Annotated in this window: 18 protein-coding genes; 1 reads left to right on the forward strand and 17 read right to left on the reverse strand. The window is 51.6% G+C overall.

All coding sequences use genetic code 11. From position 1 onward, the window contains the following. Positions 1-11: 11 nt before the first annotated feature. The 8 genes from MHI45_RS10710 to MHI45_RS10745 form a co-directional block, all read right to left on the reverse strand. Positions 12-1,685, reverse strand: coding sequence for a ribulokinase (locus MHI45_RS10710; RefSeq protein WP_038595471.1), 1,674 nt, complete (start codon positions 1,683-1,685; stop codon positions 12-14). A 27-nt stretch (positions 1,686-1,712) separates the two neighbouring features. After that, positions 1,713-2,402 (reverse strand): L-ribulose-5-phosphate 4-epimerase, encoded by a 690-nt coding sequence (gene araD / locus MHI45_RS10715; protein WP_076109115.1) that lies wholly within the window; start codon positions 2,400-2,402, stop codon positions 1,713-1,715. A 185-nt stretch (positions 2,403-2,587) separates the two neighbouring features. After that, positions 2,588-3,601: a FecCD family ABC transporter permease gene (locus tag MHI45_RS10720; RefSeq protein ID WP_076109116.1), complete on the reverse strand. Its 1,014-nt coding sequence runs from the start codon at positions 3,599-3,601 to the stop codon at positions 2,588-2,590. Then, positions 3,598-4,620: a FecCD family ABC transporter permease gene (locus tag MHI45_RS10725; protein ID WP_439823151.1), complete on the reverse strand. Its 1,023-nt coding sequence runs from the start codon at positions 4,618-4,620 to the stop codon at positions 3,598-3,600. The genes MHI45_RS10720 and MHI45_RS10725 overlap by 4 nt, the downstream gene beginning before the upstream one ends. Before the next feature lie 96 nt (positions 4,621-4,716). After that, positions 4,717-6,672, reverse strand: a complete 1,956-nt coding sequence (locus tag MHI45_RS10730) for an AraC family transcriptional regulator (RefSeq protein ID WP_076109117.1) — start codon at positions 6,670-6,672, stop codon at positions 4,717-4,719. Between the two features lie 150 nt (positions 6,673-6,822). Continuing rightward, entirely contained in the window at positions 6,823-7,929 is a 1,107-nt protein-coding gene (locus MHI45_RS10735; protein ID WP_076109118.1) for a GntR family transcriptional regulator, read from the reverse strand. A 246-nt stretch (positions 7,930-8,175) separates the two neighbouring features. Further along, positions 8,176-8,355, reverse strand: a complete 180-nt coding sequence (locus tag MHI45_RS10740; RefSeq protein WP_038595479.1) for a YfhD family protein — start codon at positions 8,353-8,355, stop codon at positions 8,176-8,178. 40 nt (positions 8,356-8,395) lie between these two features. After that, positions 8,396-8,755: a hypothetical protein gene (locus MHI45_RS10745; RefSeq protein WP_038595481.1), complete on the reverse strand. Its 360-nt coding sequence runs from the start codon at positions 8,753-8,755 to the stop codon at positions 8,396-8,398. Positions 8,756-9,028: 273 nt separating this feature from the next. Between MHI45_RS10745 and MHI45_RS10750 the strand changes: the two genes are divergently transcribed. Then, positions 9,029-13,582 carry a S8 family serine peptidase gene (locus MHI45_RS10750; protein ID WP_340896920.1) on the forward strand — a complete coding sequence of 1,518 codons (4,554 nt, stop codon included), beginning with the start codon at positions 9,029-9,031 and terminating at the stop codon, positions 13,580-13,582. Between the two features lie 177 nt (positions 13,583-13,759). Here the strand turns inward: MHI45_RS10750 and dnaJ are convergent, their stop codons facing one another. From dnaJ to MHI45_RS10795, 9 genes are all read right to left on the reverse strand, one after another. Continuing rightward, on the reverse strand, positions 13,760-14,884 hold the full coding sequence (gene dnaJ / locus MHI45_RS10755; RefSeq protein WP_038595483.1) for a molecular chaperone DnaJ: 1,125 nt from the start codon (positions 14,882-14,884) through the stop codon (positions 13,760-13,762). A 120-nt stretch (positions 14,885-15,004) separates the two neighbouring features. After that, entirely contained in the window at positions 15,005-16,840 is a 1,836-nt protein-coding gene (dnaK, locus tag MHI45_RS10760; RefSeq protein ID WP_038595484.1) for a molecular chaperone DnaK, read from the reverse strand. A gap of 103 nt (positions 16,841-16,943) precedes the next feature. Continuing rightward, positions 16,944-17,534 (reverse strand): nucleotide exchange factor GrpE, encoded by a 591-nt coding sequence (grpE, locus tag MHI45_RS10765; protein WP_256718017.1) that lies wholly within the window; start codon positions 17,532-17,534, stop codon positions 16,944-16,946. A gap of 49 nt (positions 17,535-17,583) precedes the next feature. After that, entirely contained in the window at positions 17,584-18,615 is a 1,032-nt protein-coding gene (hrcA, locus tag MHI45_RS10770; RefSeq protein ID WP_038595487.1) for a heat-inducible transcriptional repressor HrcA, read from the reverse strand. A 255-nt stretch (positions 18,616-18,870) separates the two neighbouring features. After that, a complete protein-coding gene (locus MHI45_RS10775) occupies positions 18,871-19,362 on the reverse strand; it encodes an N-acetyltransferase (RefSeq protein WP_340899750.1) in 492 nt (163 codons plus the stop codon). Positions 19,363-19,454: 92 nt separating this feature from the next. Beyond that, positions 19,455-20,627 (reverse strand): radical SAM family heme chaperone HemW, encoded by a 1,173-nt coding sequence (gene hemW / locus MHI45_RS10780; RefSeq protein ID WP_076109120.1) that lies wholly within the window; start codon positions 20,625-20,627, stop codon positions 19,455-19,457. A 183-nt stretch (positions 20,628-20,810) separates the two neighbouring features. After that, positions 20,811-22,625, reverse strand: a complete 1,815-nt coding sequence (lepA, locus tag MHI45_RS10785; RefSeq protein WP_038595489.1) for a translation elongation factor 4 — start codon at positions 22,623-22,625, stop codon at positions 20,811-20,813. A 203-nt stretch (positions 22,626-22,828) separates the two neighbouring features. After that, positions 22,829-23,323, reverse strand: a complete 495-nt coding sequence (locus MHI45_RS10790; protein ID WP_340896919.1) for a hypothetical protein — start codon at positions 23,321-23,323, stop codon at positions 22,829-22,831. An 81-nt stretch (positions 23,324-23,404) separates the two neighbouring features. After that, positions 23,405-24,796 (reverse strand): stage II sporulation protein P, encoded by a 1,392-nt coding sequence (locus MHI45_RS10795; protein ID WP_340896918.1) that lies wholly within the window; start codon positions 24,794-24,796, stop codon positions 23,405-23,407. Between the last annotated feature and the right edge of the window lie 94 nt (positions 24,797-24,890).

Consider the following 24,890-nt stretch of genomic DNA (forward strand, 5'->3'; position numbering starts at 1 on the left):
GTATCAACATACTATTCCGTAACATCCTCTTTAATCGCCTTAAGATGCTTCATGACATTGTTCTCGCCGCGGCCGAAATAGTCATGCAGTCTGGAATATTCCTGATACAGCTTTTCGTAGACTGCTACGTTTTCCGGAATTGGAACATAGGATTCTTCGCGGATACGGGCCATTTTTTCTGCCGCTTCTACGATAGAATCGTAACCGCCTTTTTGAGCACCGGCTGCAACTGCTCCGAACATTGCCGCGCCGAGCGCAGGCGTCTGCTTGCTTGCTGCCACTTTAATTTCCCGGTTGGTAACGTCAGCGTATATCTGCATCAGCAGGCGGTTCTTTTGCGGAAGTCCGCCGCAGGCATACAGTACATCAACGGCTACACCGTTTCCGTGGAATGCATCCACGATCTTGCGTGTGCCGAAAGCTGTAGCTTCAAGCAGCGTGCGGTAAATTTCTTCCGGTTTGGTCAGCAGCGTGCAGCCAAGCAGCAGTCCGGTCAGGTTGGTATCCACAAGTACGGAGCGGTTGCCGTTCCACCAGTCCAGTGCGAGAAGTCCGGTTTGGCCCGGCTTGTAAGCCGCAGCCCGTGCTTCCAGCCAAGTATGGATGTTTACGCCTTCTTCCGCCGCAGCTTCTTTCGCATAGGCAGGGACCGCTTCTTCCACGTACCATTCAAAAATATCGCCAACAGCGGATTGTCCAGCCTCATACCCGTAATATCCCGGAATGATTCCGTCTTCCACCACACCACACATGCCTTCAACTTCTCGTTCGGTATCACCCAGCACCATATGGCAGATTGAGGTACCCATGGACATTACCAGTTTGCCCGGGGTAACTACACCTACAGCGGGTACAGCGGCATGCGCATCGACGTTGCCGACGGCCACGGCCGTACCTGCCACAAGGCCGATTTGCTGAGCCATTTCGGCAGTCAGTTCCCCGGCTTTCGTTCCCAGGGGAACGATATCCCCGCGCAGCTTCGTTTCGGTCAGGTTCTCGAGGCGCGGATCAAGCGCTTTGAAGAACTCCTTGTCCGGATATCCGTCCGCTTTATGCCAGATGGCCTTATAACCGGCCGTGCAGCTGTTGCGTACAATGTTGCCGGTCATTTGCGAGATCACCCAGTCGGTAGCTTCCAGGAACTGATCAGCCGCATCATAGATTTCAGGCGCTTCGTCCAGGATTTGCCAGACCTTGGCCATCATCCATTCGGAGGAGATTTTGCCGCCGTAGCGCGGAAGCCATTTCTCACCGCGTTCAGCAGCGATGCGGTTGATTTCATTCGCTTCATGCTGTGCGGCATGATGCTTCCACAGCTTCGTCCAGCTATGCGGGTTCTCCTGATATTCAGGAAGCAGGCAAAGCGGCTGTCCTTGTTCATTAACTGGAAGCATCGTACAAGCGGTAAAATCTATGCCAAGACCCACGACATCCGCAGGATCTATGCCGGACTCACGGATTACCTCTGGCACCGAACGCTTCAATACTTCAATGTAGTCTGCCGGATGCTGGAGCGCCCAGTCATATTCCAGTTTTTTGCCGGTTCCCGGCAGAATCTCGTCAATCACGTGATGCGGATAAGGCGTTACATGATCCGCGACTTCCGTTCCGTCGGCCAGATCTACCAGCACAGCGCGTCCGGATTGGGTTCCGTAGTCGACGCCGATTGCATATTTTTTACTCATGTACGAATTCTCCTTTATATATAGTAATTAGCTTTGGCCGTAATACGCATTTGCTCCATGCTTGCGCAGGAAGTGACGGTCGAGCAGCGTCTGGCTCATCGGCTGCACATTCGGGTTCAGCTGGAAGGTCTGTGTTGCCATCTTCGCAACTTCCTCAAGGACTACAGCGTTATGAACCGCATTATGCGGATCCTTCCCCCAGTTGAAGGGAGCATGGCAATGTACAAGCACACCCGGAATCATGTCCGGATTCAGATCCTTGAATGTCTCCACGATCACATTACCGGTCTCCAGCTCATACGCACCTTTGATTTCCTCGTCTGTCATCGGGCGGGTGCAGGGAACTTCACCGTAGTAATAATCGGCATGGGTGGTTCCGAGCGCCGGAATGCCTCTGCCTGCCTGTGCCCAGCCGGTTGCCCATGGTGAATGGGTATGGACAATGCCGCCGATGTTCGGAAATGCCTTGTATAGCACCAAATGAGTAGCTGTATCAGAAGAAGGACGGTAGCTGCCTTCAACAATATTGCCTTCCAGATCAAGCACAACCATGTCGTCCCGGCGCAGCTTGTCATACTCCACACCGCTCGGCTTAATAACCACCAGTCCCTTTTCCCGGTCAATGCCGCTGACATTCCCCCATGTAAACGTTACCAAATTGTAACGGGGTAGGTCAAGATTGGCTTCCAGTACCTCTTGTTTCAATTGCTCCAACATTCGTAATCCTCCCTATGGTCTTAGGTATGATCGTTCTTTTGCTTTGCCACCTCATTATACACTTGTACGTACAATTAATCTATAGTTTTTTAATAAAATGGAGAATAGGTACATACAAATAATAAACAGACTTCATCATCCTAGTGTCGGATGATAGAAGCCTGTCTACCCGCATCTCCCATTGTTTATTCTGACCTGGCCAGCAAATACAAAAAATAAGGTGTACTCAGCATAGTGATGATGATTCCGGTCGGTATATCTGTTCCGAAACTAACCGTGCGGGTAATTGTGTCCGCAATAAGTACCACCAGCGTCCCGGTCAGCGCCGAGGCCGGGAGGAGAAGCTTGTGGTTCGGGCCAACCAGCCTGCGCGCCAGATGGGGGCTAATCAGACCGACAAAGAAAAAATTGCCGCCCAGGGCCACACTTCCGGAGGAGAGCGCCACTGAAGCCAGAGTAAGTCCAAGAAATTCCGGTTTTACCGCAAGCCCTAAGCCCGTCGCTGTCTCATTGCCAAGATTGAGTGTATTTAGAACCCGCGACTTGTAAACCGCATAACCCACCAGCAGCACTGTCCATGGGGCCAACACCGAAATATATTTCCAGTCATCACCCCAGAGGCTGCCCGCCATCCAGCGCTGGGCAAATTCGAACTGAGTATGATCCAGCCGGAGTGTAATCATCAGAGACAGCGCTCCATAGCCGCTTGACATGGCTACCCCCGTAAGGATTAATCCAGTGGGGGATATCTCCCTGCCCCGGCGGTAAGACAGCAAGAAGATCAGCACCGCTGCAGTCATGCCTCCGATAAAAGCCAGCACCGGCAGCGCAATCGCCGAGGAAACACCTTTAACAGAGAAAATCGCGATATAGATGAGCACAAACAGCCCGGACCCGGAACTGATACCCAGCGTTCCCGGACTAGCCATGTCGTTCCTCAGCAAACTTTGCATGATAGACCCCGCAACGCCCATTCCTATGCCAACCAGTATACAAAGCACGATCCGCGGGAGCCTGAATTCGAAGACAATCAGATTCTGCTTGTCTGTTCCTTTCAGCAGTAGTACACGCAGCACCTCCATGGGAGACAGGTTCATTTGACCCGAATTCATTCCTATCACCACAATCAGAATGACCAGTACTACTAGTAGAAGGCATAAACCAATTCCCCGGGAAACGGTATAAGCACGCTGCTTCATCCTAATTCCCCCTTTTGCCGGCGTGACAGATAGAGGAAAACGGGAACGCCGATGATTGCAAAAATAATCCCTACAGGCGTTTCATTTGGGCGGTTAATGAGCCGGCCGAACAAATCAGCCCCCACCATGAAGGTCGCTCCGTAAAGCCCGGACAGCGGAATAATGTAACGGTAATCCACACCCGCCATATAGCGGACTACATGCGGGATAATCAGGCCCACGAAGCTGATGGGGCCGACGATCAAAACCGACAATCCGGTCAGCACCAGCACAATAAGTGTGGAAATACCCTTGATCCTCCCGGTTGGCAGCCCCAACCCGGACGCAACATCATCTCCCAGACTTAGCAGCGTAACCGAAGGGGCCAAAGCAATAGCAGCCAGCACGCCGACGGCAAACAGCGGCGAGATAATGCTTAGCTCTTTCCAGGTGGTACTGGCTGTCCCTCCGGCCGTCCAAAACGCAAGGGCCTGTCCGATGTTGTATTTAATGGCGACAAAGCTGCTTAACGCGGCAAACAGCATGGATACCGACATTCCCGCCAGTACAAGCCGCTGCGGGGTCATCCCCCTTTTGCTTAAAGAAGCGACTCCATAGGTCAGCCCGGTTGCTGCACCTGCCCCAAGACAGGCATATAGCATAGTCTGTGCATAAGTACGGTCCGGCAAAAAAGCCATGCAAAGCGCCATTGCCAGTCCCGCACCAGAGCTGATGCCCATCAGTCCCGAATCGGCCAGAGGATTTCTGGTAGTACCCTGCATAATCGCTCCTGTCATCGCCAGGCTGCAGCCGACGATAACATCCGCAATTGTGCGTGGAAACCGCAGGTTGTGAATGATCTGGTGCTCCGTTTTAGCGGGATCGAAATTAAAAATCGCCGCCCAAGCTGTATGCAGCTGCATATCAGCAGATCCGAAGGAAATGGAAGCAGCCACAACCAGCACGAGCGCCAAGAATCCTGCGGCCATCAGCAGTGAAAAGGGTATTCCCCTTTTTTCCCCATATGTATCTGTACCCACATCTTTCATCATACCCTTCGTCCTTCATCAGTAATTTGCTATCTCTCACAGCTTCAAAGTTAAGAGCCCACCGGCCGAAGCCTGTGGGCCAAGCTGTTATGACTGCGGAGAATCCAGCAGTGCATTTACAATAAAGTTAACCTGCGCCTTAGCGGAATAAATGTCGGTATAATAGCTTAAGCCGAATTCCATCTCGATCAGATGATGGTTCTGGATAGCCGGCAGAGAGCTCCATACCTGATTTTGGCTCAAATCATCCATGCCATCATAGGTATTGCGAATGATATAATCCCCTGCATATTCGGGAAGCACCTCGAGGGATACTGATTCAGAATAAGTGTTCTTATCGATAATTCCCGTTTGCACACCTTTTGGCGCTTTCAGTGAGAGCACATCGTAGACAATTCTGCCCGCTCCGAACAACTTGCCCATGACTGTCATGGAATCATTACCGCCTTCAAATACAGAAATCGTTTTATCACCAAAGCCGGCATCAAGCAGCTTCTGGGCAGATTCTTTTACATTCTTATCATAATCCGCAAGCACCTGCTCGGCTTCCTTCTCTTTATTGAGTGCTTGTCCGATCAGCCTTACTCTTTCTTCCTGGGTAATCTCCCCGTAAGGCACATAGATAGCCGGAGCGATTTTGGACATCTCTTTGGCCTGCTCCTCACCAGCCGTGATAATCAGATCAGGGTCCAGCTTCATGACGGCTTCCATGTCCCACTCAGCCCAGTGCCCCAGATCGGTGCTTTCCTTGACCTCTTCCTTAAAAGCCGCACCATCATACGCCTCTGAAATCCCAACGGGCTGCACACCCAGAGCAATCACATCACCCATCAAGTATTGGACCAGCACACGCCGCGGATTCGCAGGCACTTCTACATCACCAAGTACAGTGGTTATTGTCCGTGTTCCGGTGTCTGCCACATCCTCAGGTGCAGAAGTAGCAGCTCCGCCGCTTCCGGCCCCCTCCTGTGCGTTCCCTCCAGTTCCTGTATTTCCTGTAGCATTTGTACCACCTGAGCAGGCGCTAAGCAGCAAGGCCATACACAGCATCGCTGTGGCGGCCATTGTTTTTTTCTTTTGTCTCATCTGAAAATGATCCCCTTCCACTCGTTGATTATGATAATCATTATCAATATAAGACCAAAACTCATCCATTTGAATGGCATATCCTTGCTCTGGGGATGGCATATCTTCATTTACGGCTGTCTGAAGTCCTTCTGATCTATATTTGGAGGGCGAGATACCCATATGCTTTTTGAAGCTGCGGCTGAGCGTATAACCATCCGGATAACCCACACTTTCGGCAATCCCCTGCAGATTCGCTTCTGTTTTGAGCAGCAGCTGCGACGCTTTCTCTACCCTCACACGTGTTAAGAACCGCATGGGACTCTCACCCACCTTATTCTTAAACAGCTTGGATAAATGCCCCTGGCTGCACCCGAGAGCTTGAGCAGTGCTTTTCAGTGTGACTGAGTGTCTGTATTGTTCAAGGATATAACGTTTGGCCTGCTCAGCCAGATCCGTCTTGGCCGCGGTATGCTCCGTAAGCTGCAGATGCTTCAGCAGTTCATAAACGAACCTGTAGAGCAGCGACTTTACGTACAAGCGCCCCAGTCCTTCATTGGACTTCCATACGGTTTCCATCTCCCGGGCCGTGTTGAACAGCATCAGTTTGTGGGTGGCCTGCACCCCATACTGCCGCTGAAAGGGGTTGCTGCGCTCCATAATTTGCCGGATATCGTTCCTCCCGGGCACAGGAATCACGGCTTTGTATAGTATCAGATAGTATTCGAAACTCGCTCCGCTTTCCACCACGATGTCTAACCGCATGCCCTTGCCTCCATGAAGAGCATAAGAACCGCTGAGCGCAAGGAACGTTCCTCCAAGACAAACCCTCGCTTCTCCTTCAATGACATAGATAAAAGCGCTGGCTGGCAGGCGGTAAGAATGCAGTTCTTCCCCTGCCTCTATTCTCACCCGGCGAACATCCATCACTTTGACGGACGCATGGTTCCACACCAGCAGATGTTCATTCCATTCCATTGATTCCGGCACTTCCTTTGATATAGCATTTTAAACCATTATAGTGATAACCATTCTCAACAACAACCCGCACACATACATTCATTAAATTCCAGATAAACTTAAATACGAAAAAAGCCCGCACCCTGTGCGGACTTCCGTTACTGTTATTCAACTGCGGTCTAACTGTTCCAGCCGTTTCGTTGAACTTCGCAGAACCAGCTCCGGCTTATAAATCCTGTCCTTCGGCGGCTCCGCACTTTTATGCTCAATCATGTCAATCAGCATGTTAGCTGCCTCTATACCCATTAGCTCTTTCGGATGTTTAAGGGTGGTCAGCTTCACTTCTGTCGCCGTCGCCAGCGTTGAATCGTCGAAGCCGATAATCGACAGATCGTCGGGCACGCTTAATCCCGTCTGGCGCGCGGCCTCCAGCAGCAGCACTGCCAGCTCGTCATTGTAGCAGACGAAGGCTGTAGGCCGCTGGCGTCCCTGCAGCATTTTTAATGCCGCTTCATAAGGCACACTATGCTTCTGTTCACTCGTATAATGGGTCACGGTATCCGCTCCCAGGGGAAGGCGGTGTTTGTGCAGCGCCCGTGTAAACCCCTTTAACCGGTTGGCTCCCTGGAGATCGTCTGTCTTGAAAAACCCGGCAATCTCCCGGTGGCCCAGCTCAATCAGATGCTCCGCAGCCATAAATCCCCCTGCTTCGTCATCCAGCTTCAGACAGGGACAATGCAGCTCGGGATACCGCTCATTGATCATAATGAACGGAATACGGTGGATTTCAAGCGCCAGAAACAGCGGCAGATTAGGATTGCCCTGTGCGCTTTTGGTCGGCTCAATAATCAGTCCCTTGAACGGCTGGCCCAACAGCATCTCCAGGTTCTCCCGCTCCTTATTCTTGTCATTGTCGGTGCTCGACAACATCATGCTGTATCCGCTGCCGCGAAGCTGCGCTTCTGCGCCGCGTACAAGATGAGGAAAGATATAATCGGAAATATGTGTCGTCATCATGCCAATCATGCTGCTGGTCTGCAGCGGCCGCGTTTCCTGCCGGGCAACAAAGGTTCCCTTCCCTTGCAGGCGGTACAGCCAGCCTTCCTTCTCCAGTTGGCCAAGCGCTTGGCGAACCGTCTGTCGGCTCATCCCGAATTGTACGGCAATTTCATTCTCGGATGGGATCTGGTCATCCGGCTTCAGCCGCCCGGACTCCATCCAGGACAGCAGTTCACCCTTTAGCTGCATATATTTCGGTATCGGTTTATCCGTCATGGTACACCTCAGGCTACTTATATAGAGTAATACAAGTCATTATAACATAAGCCACTTGTATGTACATGTTAAGTCTTTACTTTTTTGAATCTTCATCCTCCCTTTTATCCATTTGATTTAACAAGCGGATTCCGGCATCCTGCCGGTTCGCGCAAAAATGCCCCACACTGGTGGGGCATCCCGATGTAGCAGCTTTGGCCATTCCTTCCGCTTCATTTAATACGCTTCGTACTGTACCCCTGTCAGCTATTCCTTCTTCATAATTTCGTGCAGCTGACGTTTATCGGCTTCCTGTGACCGCTCAAGCGCCTCCAGATCATCCTGATCCGCTTCCGCCGCCGAGAACTCCACATCTTCCAATTTCGCTTCGTAGAGCATCTTCTGCTTGTCTGTTTTAGAGAAGATCTTTGAGTTTTCTCTATCCATCGGTTGTCCATCCTCCTGATTTGTATTGATGTGTCAAAACTTAGACCATTCCGCCGGCCTCTTCAATTATGGTCAATGCCTGGTTATAGGAATTCTGGTCCACGATAACTGTCAGCAAAATATTCCGGCCTGTCGGTCCGCCGTCACCGCCGTGGCTCATGCCGCTGCCGCTTGTATGCGCTGCAGACAAAATACCTGTGTGCGGGCTGACAGAGGTCATGGAATCCATACTTGCCAGATTGCCGGTCACCGGATTCACGCTTGCCTGCAGCCCGTTTCCGCCAAATCTGCTGAAACGGTCAATGGACAGCTCGCTGACGCGCAGCGCCTGAAGCTTGCGGGAGACGCCCTCGGCTTCCTCGGGAGCCTTGAAGTAGGCTAATATAGATCTCTCCGACATTATATCCCTGCTCTCGCCTTTAATTTATATCACTGGATGCTTGGTTAGGTTGTCTCAGGCAAGCCTATTTTATGCTTCTGCTGCTATTTATTCTACTATCCGGCTGGAATTTAAATGCGGGTCCAACTTCACCGTAATATGGTACAAAAGTGCTATATTCTATTTCGGATTAAACCTGTAGAATAAATGTAATTTTCATTTATATTCCATTTTTTAGAAGGAGGACAGCAATCACTCGGCAGTTAAATTCATGTTTGGGAGGATGAAGCTATTTTGAAACAACCATTAAAGCATTCTATTCAAAGATTTGGTATTGGCGCAGCAAGTTTCAGCTTGGCCGCTTCTCTATTGTTTCCTGTTTCCGCCTTTGCGAACTCATCCCTTGAGTCATCCTCAGGGCTATCTGCCCAAACAACCCTAGAACAGGCCCAGAAGGTGATCCCGCAAAATTATGCGGGAGTAAATACCGGATCAGCTCCTGTTACAGTGATTGTTGAACTGACCCATAAGCCGGTCAATGTATACGAGAGTGAAGCCAAAACCTCGGCTGCGCGTTCCTCCACCTCTCAACGAAGCAAAATCCTTACCGAACACAACTCTTTCAAAACGGCAGCAAGACAGCTCGGAGCTGCTATTGAAAATGAATACAGCGACATATTTAACGGTTATTCAGTGACTTTGCCGGGTAATCAGGTCGACAAACTGCTCAAGCTGCCTGGAGTGGCGGCTATCTATCCGAATGATGAAGTCCACGCGCTTGCAGACAGCACTGACACTGCCACTCTTCCGGCAACTCGCAGCTACTCTGATACCGGAGAACTGATTGGAGCAGACAAGCTTCATGAGCAGGGTTACACCGGCAAAGGCGTTCAGGTTGCCGTTGTTGATACCGGTATTGATTATAAGCACCCGCTCCTGAAGGATAATTATAAGGGCGGCTATGATGCGGTGGATAAGGATAACGATCCATACGAAACAGAGCCTGACCCCACCAAACCGCCCAAGGGCACCAGCTCTTATGATACCTCCCATGGCACACATGTATCGGGCACCATTCTCGATATAGCGCCTGAAGCGGATTTATATGTGTATCGTGTGCTTGGTCCATATGGCAGCGGCACAACAGCAGATGTCATCGCCGGCATCGAACGCGCCGTTCAGGACGGTGCGGATGTCATCAACCTTTCACTGGGCTCAAGCATGAACCAAAGTTATTCTGCCGATTCGATTGCGATTGACAATGCCGTGAAATCCGGTGTAGATGTCATTATTGCTGCCGGTAACGCCGGTCCGGACGAATCGACGCTCGGCTCCCCTGGCGGCGCACAACTGGCGCTTACGGTCGGCGCCTCCACTATTCCGGTCACCATTCCTTTTTTTGATATTGGTAATCTCAAAGATATCCCTGGACTGATTTCCACATACTCCCCGGAATTGACTGAAGACATCTCGGACTTGACGATCGTTTATGCCGGCCTGGGCACTGAGGCTGACTTCGCAAATGTCGATGTTACCGGCAAGGCAGTACTAGTGGACCGCGGACAGATCAACTTCGGCGCGAAATCGCTGAATGCCAAAGCTGCCGGTGCCAAGGTTCTATTGATTGCCAACAATACCACCGGTGAATTGAACGCCACTTTAGGAGCACCCGGAGACTATATTCCTACTTTCGGCATCAATCAGGAGAATGGCAAAAAGATCAAGGATGAGCTGAACGCGAGCAGAAATTCAATCAGCTATGTTCCCGTAGCGGAAAAGAATCAGCTGGCCGATTTCAGCTCTACCGGCCCCGGACTGCCAGACTATTTGCTGAAGCCGGATGTAGTTGCTCCCGGTGTAAGCATTAATTCCACCGTACCTATTTGGGAGAGCACGGACGAGACGTATGATAACGCCTTCGGTCTGAAGCAAGGAACAAGTATGGCAACTCCGCATGTGGTCGGAGCTGTTGCCCTGTTATTGGGCAAATACCCGGATCTTGCACCGGACCAGATCAAATCACTGCTGATGAATAATGCTGATCCTATATTCGCCCGGGGCGGCAGCTCTTATTCCCTCTATCAGCAAGGAGCAGGTTTAATCAATCTGGTGAAATCAGTTAATGCAGGCTCTATCGCCAAGGTAGGAGAGATTTTTTACAGCGGCCTTCCAGGCTCTGCCGAAATTCCATACTATGCGGGTTCCCTGTCCTTCGGCCTGCAGCCGAAGGGTGCAAGCGTGACGAAAGCCGTCTATGTAGAAAACTTCAAGGACAGCGGAAAGAGCTATAGTCTTTCTCTTGAATGGCTGACCAGCAAGCCTAGTGACATCTCGGTGTCCACAGCACCTAATGTCATTACCTCCGGAAGCGGAGACAGCAGTTATATTCCCGTTGTGCTGGGCGTTTCCGCAACAGCACAGGACGGAGCCTATGAAGGCATTCTGAAGCTTACCTCCGGAACCGAGGTTCTGCGTCTCCCGCTCAACGTTCTGGTAGGCGACAAATTTAATCTGGATCCAGTAAACCAGCTCAGCCTGGATGATGCCGAAATTTCACCAAATGGAGACGGACTGTTCGATAAGACAGGCTTCTACTTCTCGGTGAACAAAGATCTGCCGAATATCCGGTTTGCCGTAACGGCCCAAGATGCACCGGCTACGGTAATCGGTGATGTGTATTCCGCCCAAGGGACCATCTACCGGGGAGCGCACGAATTCCTGGATTGGGGCGGAACGGTAACAGATCCTGCAACCTCTAAAGTAAGTGTGCTGCCGGATGGGCACTACAATATCACGCCTGTTCTGCAAGGCAACATTTGGCTTACCGATCAAGCCATTCCATTCACAATAGATACTGAGAAGCCGCTCTCTTCCGGATATGCAGTTGAGGAATACGAGCAGGAGTCGCCTGATGATGCACGAGTGGCCAATATTAGTGCAACCATTGACTCCGACCTTTTGGCCGATCTGATTTCCACCTCCAGACCTGTGTCTTCTCTCTTCAGCGTGTATGCACTTGCCGAAGATGAAAACGGAGAAGTAGCAGCATACCCAGGAGCTATCGCCCCTGACGGTTATTTCGAAATTGATGTGCCAGTCAGTGAAGGCGTTAATGATTACATTGTTTATGTGACCGATGCCCTGGGCAATGGTGCTGCCGAAGAGGATTACAGCCAGCATCTGGTATACAACACCAATGGCGGTGTTCTTGTTGCTCCTAAACTCTCTGCACAGACCATCGAAACTGGTCAAACGGTTACGGTAGATGTGTATTTCTCGGCAACGGATGCGGTCTATGGTGTGAACGGCGCCGGAGTCAACATCGTCTACGATGAAAAGCTTGCTGCACCGCTAATTACACCGAGCGTACAGCTCGCTACGTACCAGGAGCAAAAGTTCCCGGGGGTTCCATTATTACAAACGGATACGACTACCCCGTCTGCCGACGGACTGAAGTTGACATCTTATGCAGTTCAATTAGAGGGAGGAGCATATAGTGGTACCGGCTCATTGGTACAGTTCACCTTCACTCCTAAGACTGCAGGGATCTATTCCTTTGAGCTGAATGATTTGCTCACCTGGAATGAGAAGAAACAGGATAACGTTCCGTCAAGCTATTCTACAGTGACGGTGACCGTTAACGATCCGGTTAAACCAACCGATCCGGAAACACCGACTAACCCGGAGACACCAACAAATCCAACAAATCCAACGAATCCCGAAACACCAACCAATCCGGGCTCACCAGCTAATCCTGGCTCACCTGCCTCCACACCGGCTCCGGTTGCCGGCACATCGCTTAAGTCCGGGCAGTTGGTAGAAAAGGCTGATCCTGCTGGCGGCAAGCCGACGGCTGTGCTTAGCATTTCCGAGGCGGCTTTGACTGCCGCCCTGCAAAACGCATCAAAAACAGCGGTTTCGCTTGATCTCGGCGATGTGGATTTTGCGAAATATGGTCAAGTGAGCTTTACCCTTACCGCAGTTCAGGCTGAGAAGCTTAAGTCTTCAGCCAAAGCGCTAAGTCTCACAGGTACTGGATTTACGCTGCTCGTTCCGGCAGCTACACTTCCCGACTTCATTTCCGGCAGCGGGCTTACTCTGAGCCTTGGTCTTGCCGAAGGTGCCGATACGGGTACCCTGGCAGGAAGCACCACAGCCATTGACCTGAGCTCTGCTACTCTGATTCTCAAAAATGGCTGGACTACCGGAAAACCGGTCATTCTACAGCTTGCCCTCAATAAAGACGGCCTGAAGGATGTCCGCAAGACAGCGGTCTATCAGCAAAACGCTGACGGAAAATGGGCTTATCTGCAGGCAGGCACACTTCCTAAAGAAGGGGTGCTGCAATTTACCATTACCGGTGATGGTACCTACAGCGCTGCCGTACGCAATACAAGCTTCAAAGATATCGGCGCACACTGGGCCAAGGAAGATATTGAAATTCTGGCCGCTCACGGTATCGTAGCCGGCAAAGGCACTGATGGCAGTTTCAAGCCATCCGATACCTTGAGCCGGGCCGAACTGTTGACACTCTTCGACCGCTTGCTCGGCAAGGGAGATACCTGGTCGTCCCGCAGCAAGGAGAGCGGATCTCGTGAGGTATTGACTCGTGAAGAAGCTGCAATCATCGTTGCGGAAGCTGTAGGTGCAGACAGTACTTCCAGCACTGCCTTAACCTTCAAGGACACAGGCAAGATCTCAGGCGCCGCCAAGGGTGCAATCTCCTTCGCGGTAGACAAGGGCTACCTGAAAGGAGTGGGGGCCAACACCTTCAATCCTGGAGGCACCCTGACCCGTGCGCAAGCAGCATCCATTCTGCAACGCGTGCTTGAGGATCTGCGCTCTTAAGATCACCATTCACTAAAAAATCACAAAAACGGCTGCACCATCCTGAAACTTAAGGGGGTGCAGCCGTTTTTGTGTGTCAAGTGAAGTCTCAAGCACTTCATCCATTACAATAAAATAGCCCCCTAGCCTCCGCACAGCGGAAACAGGGGGCTATTAAGGTTATCATAGGTGAATAAATCAGTCCCCGCGGAATGCACGTTTCACACGGTCAAAGAAGGATTGCTCCTGCTCATGTGTGTTCTCTCCATTGTAAGAAGCGAACTGGCGGAGCAGATCCTTCTGCTCTTCACTTAGCTTACTTGGAGTGACTACGATGACACGGACATGCTGGTCTCCTGTTCCGTTGCCGCGCAGGCGTGGCACGCCTTTGCCCTTCAGACGGAAGAAGGTGCCGGTCTGTGTTCCGGCAGGAATCTTAAGCTTTACTTTTTCCGTCAAAGTAGGAATCTCGATCTCGTCGCCAAGCGCTGCCTGAGCGAACGTAAGCGGAACCTCGCACATGATGTCATCATTCTCACGCACGAAGAAATCATGGGTCTTCACGCGGATGACAATGTACAAATCGCCGGCAGGGCCGCCGCGTGTGCCGCCTTCGCCTTCTCCGGTCATGCGCAATTGTGCGCCGTCATCGACACCGGCCGGAATGCGCACATGAATCTTACGCTGCTTCTTGACCTTGCCTTGACCTCCGCAAGTCGTACATTTTTCCTTGATGATCTTGCCTGTACCGCTGCAATGGGAGCAGGGACGGCGGTTGCGCATTTGTCCCAGCGGTGTATTCTGCACGAATTCCTGCTGGCCGCTGCCGTGGCATACGGAACAGGTCTCCGGTTTGGTGCCGGGTTTAGCCCCGGAGCCGAAGCAGGTATCACAGGACTCCGTGCGTGGAATGGTAATGTCGGTTTCTTTACCGAATACCGCTTCCTTGAATTCAATGGTCATCGTGTATTGCAAATCGCCGCCGCGCTGCGGAGCATTCGGATCACGCCGTCCGCCTCCGCCGCCGAAGAACATATCAAAGATGTCGCCGAGTCCGCCGAAATCTCCACCTCCGCCGAAGCCGCCGCCCATTCCCTGGTTAGGATCAATATGACCATACTGGTCATAACGCGCCCGTTGCTGGCCGTCGCTCAGCACGTCATAGGCTTCCTTCACTTCCTTGAATTTCGCCTCGGCGTCACTGGCTTTGTTAACGTCCGGATGATACTGACGCGCCATCTTGCGGTACGCTTTTTTCACTTCTTCGTCTGAAGCATCTCTACCGAGGCCCAGAACCTCATAATAATCGCGTTTGTCTGCCACTGCTTTCACCTCCGTACATCAATTTCCATAATCCCTGTAACATGTTAAAAGGAAAGCCAAAACACGGGATGCCCCGGTTTTGACCTTCCCTTCTTACAGAAATACATTTATCGTTTAAGGTTACCCTTGATTCTTCTCGTCGTCAACAACCTCGTAATCGGCATCAACAACATTGTCTTTCTTCGCACCCTCTGGAGCACCTTCAGCACCCTGTTCAGCTTGTGCAGCCTGCTCATACAACTTCACGGACAGCTGCTGTACGATCTCTGTCAGCGCTTCTGTAGCTGCATTGATTTCTTCCAGGTTGTCAGTTTCCAGTGCCGCTTTGAGCTTATCCTTGGCTTCGTTTGCTTTCTCAACTTCGGAAGCATCCACTTTGTCGCCGAGGTCTTTGATCACTTTATCTGTGGAATACACGAGCTGGTCAGCGGAGTTCTTGGCTTCCACCAGTTCTTTACGCTTACGGTCTTCCTCAGCGTGCAGTTCGGCATCCTTCATCATTTGTTCAACTTCCGCGTCGCTCAGGCCGCTGGAGGAAGTGATCGTGATCTTCTGGCTCTTGTTCGTGCCTTTATCTGTTGCGGATACATTTACGATACCGTTGGCGTCAATATCGAAGGTTACTTCGATTTGCGGTACGCCGCGCGGTGCCGGTGGAATCTCGTTCAGCATAAAGCGGCCCAGCGTCTTGTTGCCGTTCGCCATTTGGCGTTCGCCTTGCAGGACGTGAATTTCTACGCTCGGCTGGTTATCAGCAAAGGTCGAGAACACTTGCGATTTACTTGTAGGAATCGTAGTGTTGCGCTCGATCATCTTCGTGAACACGCCGCCCGCAGTTTCAATACCGAGGGACAGTGGAGTTACGTCGAGCAGTACAACGTCTTTCACATCACCGGTCAATACGCCAGCTTGAACAGCAGCACCGAGGGCTACTACTTCATCCGGGTTAACGCCTTTGTGCGGGTCTTTGCCGGTAAGCTTCTTGATGGCATCCTGTACAGCAGGAATACGTGTGGAACCGCCGACCAATACGATACGGTTAAGATCAGCCGGAGTCATGCCAGCATCGTTCAGCGCTTGGCGGGTAGGTCCCAGTGTACGTTCTACCAGGCTGGCAGTCAGCTCATCGAATTTAGCACGGGTCAGGTTGATCTCCAAGTGCTGAGGAACTCCGTCAACGACAGTGATGAACGGAAGTGATACTGTAGTTGTCAGTACGCCGGAAAGCTCTTTTTTCGCTTTTTCCGCAGCATCCTTCAGACGTTGTACAGCAGCTTTGTCCTTGCTCAGGTCAATCCCTTGCTCTTTCTTGAATTCTGCTACGAGGTAATCCATAACCAACTGGTCGAAATCGTCACCGCCGAGACGGTTGTCACCGCTGGTTGCTTTTACTTCGAAGAAGCCATCGCCCAGCTCAAGGATCGATACGTCGAACGTGCCGCCGCCAAGGTCATAGACGAGGATCGTTTGGTCTTCGGATTTCTCCAGACCGTAAGCAAGCGCCGCTGCTGTCGGCTCGTTGACGATACGCAGCACTTCCAGACCGGCGATCTTGCCCGCATCCTTCGTAGCTTGACGCTGACTGTCATTAAAGTATGCAGGAACTGTAATAACCGCTTGGGTTACTGTCTGGCCCAGATATGCTTCTGCATCGGATTTCAGCTTCTGAAGAATCATGGCCGAAATCTCTTGTGCGGAGTAATCTTTGCCGTCAATGCTTTCTTTGTGGCTCGTACCCATGTGGCGTTTAATCGAAGCAATTGTACGGTCAGGGTTCGTAATAGCCTGGCGTTTCGCTGTTTCGCCGACGATGCGCTCGCCGTCTTTCTTGAAGCCTACAACCGAAGGGGTTGTACGCGCGCCTTCCGGATTCGGGATAACGACGGCTTCGCCGCCTTCCATAACGGCAACGCAAGAGTTGGTGGTTCCAAGGTCAATACCGATAACTTTACTCACTGTAATGTGCCTCCTCAAAAATGATATGGAGCCCTAGCTCCTATAATAGTTAGTTATTTATGATGATCATGCAGCAGGGTGATACCCGGCTATATAGACAGGACTACATGCTGACTTTGACCATGGCGGGACGAAGAACTCTATCTTTCAGGAGATAGCCCTTCTGGACCTCCTCCGTCACGATACCTTCCTCGTACTCGTCGCTCTCCACCTGCATAATGGCCTGATGATATTCAGGGTTAAAAGGCTGTCCTACTGTTTCCATGGCTGTAAGTCCTTCGGACTTCAATACCCCTTCAAGCTGGCGGAAAATCATGTTCACACCTTTGCCGAAGGCCTCGGATTCTGTACTTGCCGAAGCCGTGGCGAGTGCACGCTCGAAATTATCCAGTACAGGAAGCAGTTCACCGACCAGCTTGGAAGTGGCGTATTGCGCCAGCTCTTCCTTCTCCTTCTGCGTACGGCGGCGGAAGTTGTCAAAATCGGCTTGCACACGCAGCGCGCGCCCTTGATACTCCTCAGCCAGATCCTGCAGGCGCTTAGCAGCTTCACCGCTGCCCGAAGCCTCCCCGCTGGTCTCTTCCCCCGTAAACGAACCGGTTTCCTGTGCTGCTTCTGCTTCATCGGCTGCCTGGTTCTCATTTATAGCCTGATCTTTAATTTCATTTGAATCTTGCACTTGATCCTCTTTCAAGTTGTCTTCACCTCCTTAAAATCAGTCACGTTAATCTTTAACACTCTGTTCACTTATACCAGTGTGCCAGCATCGCTGTCAAATCCCGGGACAGAATCCCCAGTATGCCCATTACTCTTGCGTATTCCATCCGGGTCGGGCCAAGGATGCCGATGCTTCCCAGCGCCTTGCCGTCGAGCGAATAAGTAGCGGTAATCAGACTGCAATTGGCGAAGGCCTCATGCTTATTCTCGGTACCAATCCTCACCTGCATACCGGTTCCGCCGGATGCAGGGGCCAGCATTTTGAGCAGGGTCGGCGTTTCCTCCAGCAAATCCAGAATATTCTTGACCTTATCGACGTCTTTGAACTCCGGCTGGGTCAGCATATTCGTCGCCCCGCTGAGATAAATGCGCTGTTCATGATCGCTTTCCAGCGCCGTGTCCAGTACTTTCATTAATTCTTCATAATGGGAGATGTGGCGCTGCATTTCCTCACCAAGCTCGGAATAGAGCTGGCTCTTCAGCTTGTAGAGCGGTACGTTCACCAGCTTGCTGTTCAGCAGATTAACCACTTTCTCCATTTCGGAGAGGGAAATCTCCGGAGGGATTTGAACCGTACGGTTCTCGACCTGTCCGGTGCTTGTAACGATGATCGCCACGGCGTTGTTGCCATCGAGCGGAAGCAGCTGAAAATGGCGCAATGATGTATGAAAAACCTCCGGTCCCAGCAGGATGGAAGTATAATTCGTCATATTGGAAAGGATCATTGCCGCATGTTGGATTACCTGCTCCGTCGCATTCAGCTTCTCTGCGAAAAAAGCGCGGATCGTGCCCATTTCTGCCGACTCGGCGGAATTCCACGGCACCAAATGATCCACATAATAGCGGTAGCCTTTATGGGAAGGAATTCTCCCTGCCGATGTATGGGGCTGCTCGAGATATCCTAAATCCTCCAGGTCGGCCATTTCGTTGCGGATAGTAGCAGGACTGTAGCCTACATCCCCCCGTTTGGAAATGCTGCGCGAGCCCACTGGCTCAGCGGAAGATATATAATCATCAACGATAGCGTTAAGTATCATTCTCTGGCGTTCGGTTAACATGTAATTCCCTCCTATCGGCTGTGGCTCCGATTCGTTAGCACTCTGGTCAGATGAGTGCTAACCACTAATACAAAAATACCAAACTGACCTTGACATTGTCAAGTCAGTTCAGCATCTTGGGTGCAGTCATTATTCGACTCATTCCTGAATCCCCCGGAAAGTCTGCCGGTCACTTGCCACACCTTGCAGTGCAATCCAGGAATGAGCACTTAATATCAGCTTCTATATTTATGTTGCAGGCTACATGCGGCCCGGTTAATTCAGCATCTTAAGCACAGCGATTTCGTCACAGGCATTCTGCTTCTTGCAGTTGACGCAATCGGTCCATACCTTCTCGGGGAAGACTTCTTTCTCTACGACAGTGAAGCCGTTTCTGAGGAAAAAATCAACCGCGTAGGTCAAGGCCATAATCTTCGGAATCCCCTGACGCCTTGCTTCTTCCGTCAGCTTCTCCAGAATCATTGAGCCTACTCCCTTGCCCTTGCCCTCATCACGCAGACCGAGGGAACGAACCTCGACAAGATCATTACCCAGTCTGAAAAGCGATCCGCAGCCGACAAATGTGCCGCCGATTTCAGCGATCACAAACTGATCAATCTGGTGGGCCAGCGCTTGCCTGGAACGGGGCAGCATGATACCGCTCTGAGCGTATTCTTCAATCATTAGAAACAGCGGCTCAACATCCTCCACTGTAGCATTTCTGCATATCACCTTCTGGTCTCCTGCAGGAACCGAATGGCGGATCATTTCCGTTTTGACAAGCACTTTGACTCACCCCTCGTTGTTAATATGAATAAATATACAACAGAGTGAATTACAATTCAAGGGGTATTTTAAAATTAAACCTCTGTCAAAGCACCGACAAATTCACCAAATACATCATTCCCGAACAGAATTCCCTGCTTGCTCAGACGGTAGACATCCCCCTCCTGCTCAAGCAGCCCGGCATGCAGCATTTTATGCAGCGAGTCCGCAAAAACAGTCTCCAGCGATTTGCCGAACTGAGCCTTGAACGCCCGGTCCGACACGCCTTCACGCATGCGCAGACCGACCATCATGAAGTCCTCCATCGCCTCCTGTTCGGAGATCGGGAAGGAATCCAGCCGCGGCAGCCCGCTGCGCGAAGCCTCGATATACGGATTGACACCCTTAATATTCATATGCCGCTGCCGTTTGACATATCCATGCGCCCCCGCGCCCAGGCCGTAATAATCTTCATTGCGCCAGTACGTAATATTGTGGCGGCTTTCCATTCCCGGCTTGGCGAAGTTGCTGATCTCATATTGCGTGTAGCCCGCAGCCTCCATCGTTGACATCAGCAGCAGGTACATCTCCAGCTCATCCTCTTCACTTGGCAGCGGAAGCTTGTTCTTGTTAAACAGCGTGTGGAACAGCGTGTTCTCCTCCACCTTCAAGCTGTAGATGGAATAATGGGGCAGGTCCAGCTCCAGCGCCTTGCGGATGCTTTCTCTAAGCATATCCACCGTCTGGTTCGGCAATCCGAACATCAGGTCAACAGAGAGATTATCCAGTCCGACCGCGCGTGCATTTTCCAGGCTGCGGTACACGTCATCCACATTATGAATCCGTCCAATGCCGCTAAGCAGCTCATTCTGAAAAGCCTGGACACCAAAGCTAACCCGGTTGACTCCGCCTTCTTTCATTACCATTAGCTTATCCTTGTCCGTAGTACCGGGATTTGCCTCCATCGTGAACTCGATATTCTCATCCCACTGCGGGAAATGCTTGCGTACTGACTTCAGAAAATAGGCCATTTCGTCCGGCTTCAGCACCGTCGGTGTTCCGCCGCCGACAAAGATCGTCTTGATGACACCCGGAGGGGTGTTCTTCACCGTCAGTTCCATCTCCCGGTCCAGGGCATGCAGATAGTCCATCACCGGCTGGTCCTTCAGAACATAGGAATTAAAATCACAATAAAAGCACTTGTTCGTGCAAAACGGGATATGAATATATACGGCCTCAGGGGGACGGCCATTGTTTTCTGTGTTCATAGCTGTCTCCTTACTATACTAAAGTCGTCAGCAAAGCTGACTTGATTGTGAAGAAATCTTGACGCCTTTATATTGGAAAGGCCTTGATTTACCCCATATCTTTACTTCTCTTATCACAAAAGGGAAGCCTGACGGCTTCCCTTGCAGAGCGATCACTTGCCATTGATATCCGTTAAGACAGTTTTACTCGTCAATCTTCAGCACGGCCATGAACGCTTCCTGCGGCACCTCAACGCTGCCGACCTGCTTCATGCGTTTCTTGCCTTCCTTCTGCTTCTCCAGCAGCTTCCGCTTACGCGAGATGTCCCCGCCGTAGCATTTGGCAAGAACGTTCTTGCGCATCGCCTTAACGGTCTCACGGGCAACAACCTTCGTGCCGACAGAGGCCTGAATCGGCACCTCGAACATTTGCCGCGGGATGATGCCGCGCAGCTTCTCGCAAATGATCCGCCCGCGGTTGTACGCGCGGTCGCGGTGGACGATGAACGACAGGGCATCGACCTGCTCTCCGTTCAGGACAATGTCCATCTTCACCAGGTTGGACTGGCGGTAGCCGGAAATTTCATAATCGAAGGAAGCATAGCCCTTCGTGCCTGACTTAAGCTGGTCGAAGAAATCATATACGATTTCGGACAGCGGAATCTGATAAGTGATCGTCACCCGATTGGAATCGAGATACTCCATGTTGACGAATTCACCACGTTTGTTCTGGCACAATTCCATTACGGTACCCACGTAATCATTCGGGACGATAATCGCGGCCTTAACGTACGGCTCTTCCACGTAATCAATAGTCCCGATTTCCGGATAATGCGACGGATTATCGATCTGAAGCATTTCACCGTTGGTCAGCATAATCCGGTAAATAACGCTCGGGGCTGTCGTAATCAGCGGCAGATTGAATTCACGCTCAATCCGCTCCTGAATAATCTCCATATGCAGCAGTCCGAGGAAGCCGCAGCGGAAGCCGAAACCGAGCGCGCTTGAGCTTTCCGGCTCAAAGCTGAGCGACGCATCATTAAGCTGGAGCTTCTCCAGCGCTTCGCGCAGGTCGTTGTAGTCCGATGTTTCGATCGGATATAGACCGCAATATACCATCGGATTGATCTTACGGTAACCAGGCAGCGGTTCCGGGGTTGGATTCTTGGCATCCGTCACCGTATCCCCGACACGGGTGTCGCCTACATGTTTGATTCCGGCTACGATAAAGCCGACATCGCCGATGTTAAGCTCATCGACAATGGTCATGCGCGGCATAAACGCCCCGACTTCGATAACCTCGAATACCTTCTCCGTTGCCATCATCTTGATCTTGGAACCGGTACGGATCTTTCCGTCCATAACACGTACATAGACGATAACGCCTTTGTACGGATCATAGTGAGAGTCAAAGATCAATGCCTTCAGCGGTTCTTCAGAGTTGCCGGTCGGTGCAGGAACCTGTTTGACGACCTGCTCCAGAATTTCCTTGATACCGATACCGGCTTTGGCAGAAGCAAGCACCGCTTCACTGGCATCCAGTCCGATCACATCCTCAATCTCCTGCTTAACCCGTTCCGGGTCGGCGCTTGGCAGATCGATTTTGTTGATAACCGGCAGAATCTCCAGGTTGTTGTCCAATGCCAGATACACGTTAGCCAGCGTTTGCGCTTCAATTCCTTGCGCCGCATCCACGACCAGCAATGCGCCTTCACAGGCGGCAAGGCTACGGGAAACCTCATAGGTGAAATCGACGTGTCCCGGTGTGTCAATCAGGTTGAGCAAGTAATCCTGGCCGTCGTCAGCACGGTAGGTGAGACGCACAGCCTGCAGTTTAATTGTAATCCCGCGTTCGCGCTCCAGATCCATCTGGTCAAGCACCTGCTCTTGCATTTCGCGCGAGCTAAGTGCACCTGTATACTCAAGAATACGGTCAGCCAGTGTCGATTTACCATGGTCTATATGTGCAATAATCGAGAAATTGCGGATTTGTTGTTGTCTTTTCTGAACGTCAGTCATTCCTTACCCCCACAGACAGCCTAATGTTAATCCACTTATTATAACAGTACGCGCTTCCCCCATCAATCCCGTCCCCCGCAGGAAAATAAAGAAAAGACATCCGGTTGATGTCTTTTCATATAAGGACTATGTTATAAAGGCTCTTCCTAGCCTTTTACAGCTGCAACGAATAAACATGATGCATTCTTCGTGCGGGGTGCCTGTCACTCTTCGACAGAGTCGAACAAGGAGACTACCCAGCGGATGCTTTTTTGCGAAGCCTGCTGCAGCAGGCCTGCCGTCTTATCCGCCAGCACATCCACTCCCCTGTTTTGCTCCTCCGGAATCAGAATCTGCTCCGGGGTCAGCGTGCTGTAATCCTTCACTTCCTGCTGCGGGAGCTGCTCGGTGCCATTAGGCACCGCAGTTTGCGTCTGGACCCCCGGAAGCACCGTGTAAGCACCTGTTGCCGGATCTATAGCCACAGGCACATAAACGTAAGCCTGCCCTCCCTTAACGGCTCCCGCCCCTGTTCCCGTCACGGCGGAAGCTCCTGCTGCTTGTCCGGTCTGGGGGGTCCCGGATATTCCGTTCCAGCCCGGCAGCACCGCGGAGTTCTTAGCGACGCTGCTGCCAACTCCGCCAAACTGCATGCCAATCAATATGCCGATTCCCGCCCAAATTCCGACCATCGTCAGTTTTTTCCCGAACCGCGACATAGCTGTCACTCCCTTTTAATACTTGCTGATACTTGTTAATGCTTGCTGTAAAGCCCGCCCGATTTAATAGCGCTGTATGAATTAAGAAACGCCGCCTGTGCTTTTTGATCCCTGGACGCCCTCAGCTCCGCTTTCCTGCGTCTGCGTATCGGCGCTTTTGTCCGGGGCGGCAGCTTTTTCGGCGTCATGGCTGCTCCAGTACACATCGGCGATGGCATCGGCTAGAACGTCTGCTGTACGCTTCAGCTCCTCGGCAGTATTGTCAATTCCGCCCACCTCAATCAACACGCTGTTTGGTGAGAGACTCTGGTTATACTCCCCGTTGTTTCCGTTTCCGGACGACTTGCCCCATATGCCCCGTGAGAGGCCCGGATAGCTTTTCTCCAGCAGCTGATGAATCTCGTTGGCGAAAGCCTCATTTTTCTTCCAGTTCTTATTCGCATGGCCAAGAATGAAATAGACCTGGGCGTAGCTTTTGCCTCCGATCTCTGCAGTCGTTTTGCCATGGCGCTGTGAATCACGGTGTATATCGATCAGCTCAGTCATTTCCTGATTCCCGGCAAGCGCTGACTTAATAGTCATCCGTGAATATTTATAGGAAAAATTCCAGCTGTAATCCGGTACCTTCGTCGCGTAATCCTCCTGTGCATGCACCGTTCCAATTCCCCGCTTTTCCAGCCGCTTTGTTATATATGATCCTACCAGCATTACATTTTTGGAAGGCACGCCGGAGCTTGGATTGTCGCTTTGCACCCCCAGCAGAGGATTGTAAGCCTCGCGGGGATGGGAGTGGTAGACCAGAATGCGTTTAATTGATGTATCCTGCACATTCCCCCCGTTATCACCCGGGCTGCTGTTGCCCCCGTCTCCTCCGGTCTCGGGAGAGTCAGGCGTCACCGTAGCCTCAGGTTGCGGAGAAGCCTCTGTACCCGGGTTGTCTGTGTCTTCCGCCGGAGATGGTCCATGTTCATCCACCACACCCTCTGCGCCAGTCCCTGTTCCGCCGTCCGAGGCCAGCTCATCACTGCCCGGATGATAATCAGCCGGTGCTCCCGTAGCGCCGCCTGAGCCTTTACGGAGCAGGAAAGGATCATCCGCTGCCAGCCCCGGCACCTCACGCGAGAGCAGACTCTTCGGATCACCGGGATCGACGCTTGTCAGCAGCCGGAACACGAAGGAGGTGACCTTGGGGCCCGAAAATGCCGAAGGCTCGTCCCCTTTAGGCAAATGCGGAACCTCCATGCCCAGAAGCTCCATAAAGAATCCGCTGGAAAGCGAAGCAGCCAATCCTTTCATAGAAGGAATGGGTGAAGAGTTCAGCTTCTGTCCGGCTAATCCACCGGCTCCAAGCAGCATGAAAAACACAAGTGAACCTCCGGCCAGCAGCAGCATTGTTCTCCCCAGCGACAGAACATCCAGCAGCTTTCCCCGCAGCCGGCCGATATTCCACAGCTGAAACCATTTTCTATTCATTATTGTTATGTCCTCCTCCAGCCCTCTGTAATCTCTTATATTTCAAATCTATGAGCCAGGGAGGAATACTAGAACCGAAAAAGAGATAAGTAGA

Source organism: Paenibacillus sp. FSL H3-0321, assembly GCF_038002865.1.
Lineage (GTDB): Bacteria > Bacillota > Bacilli > Paenibacillales > Paenibacillaceae > Paenibacillus_AQ.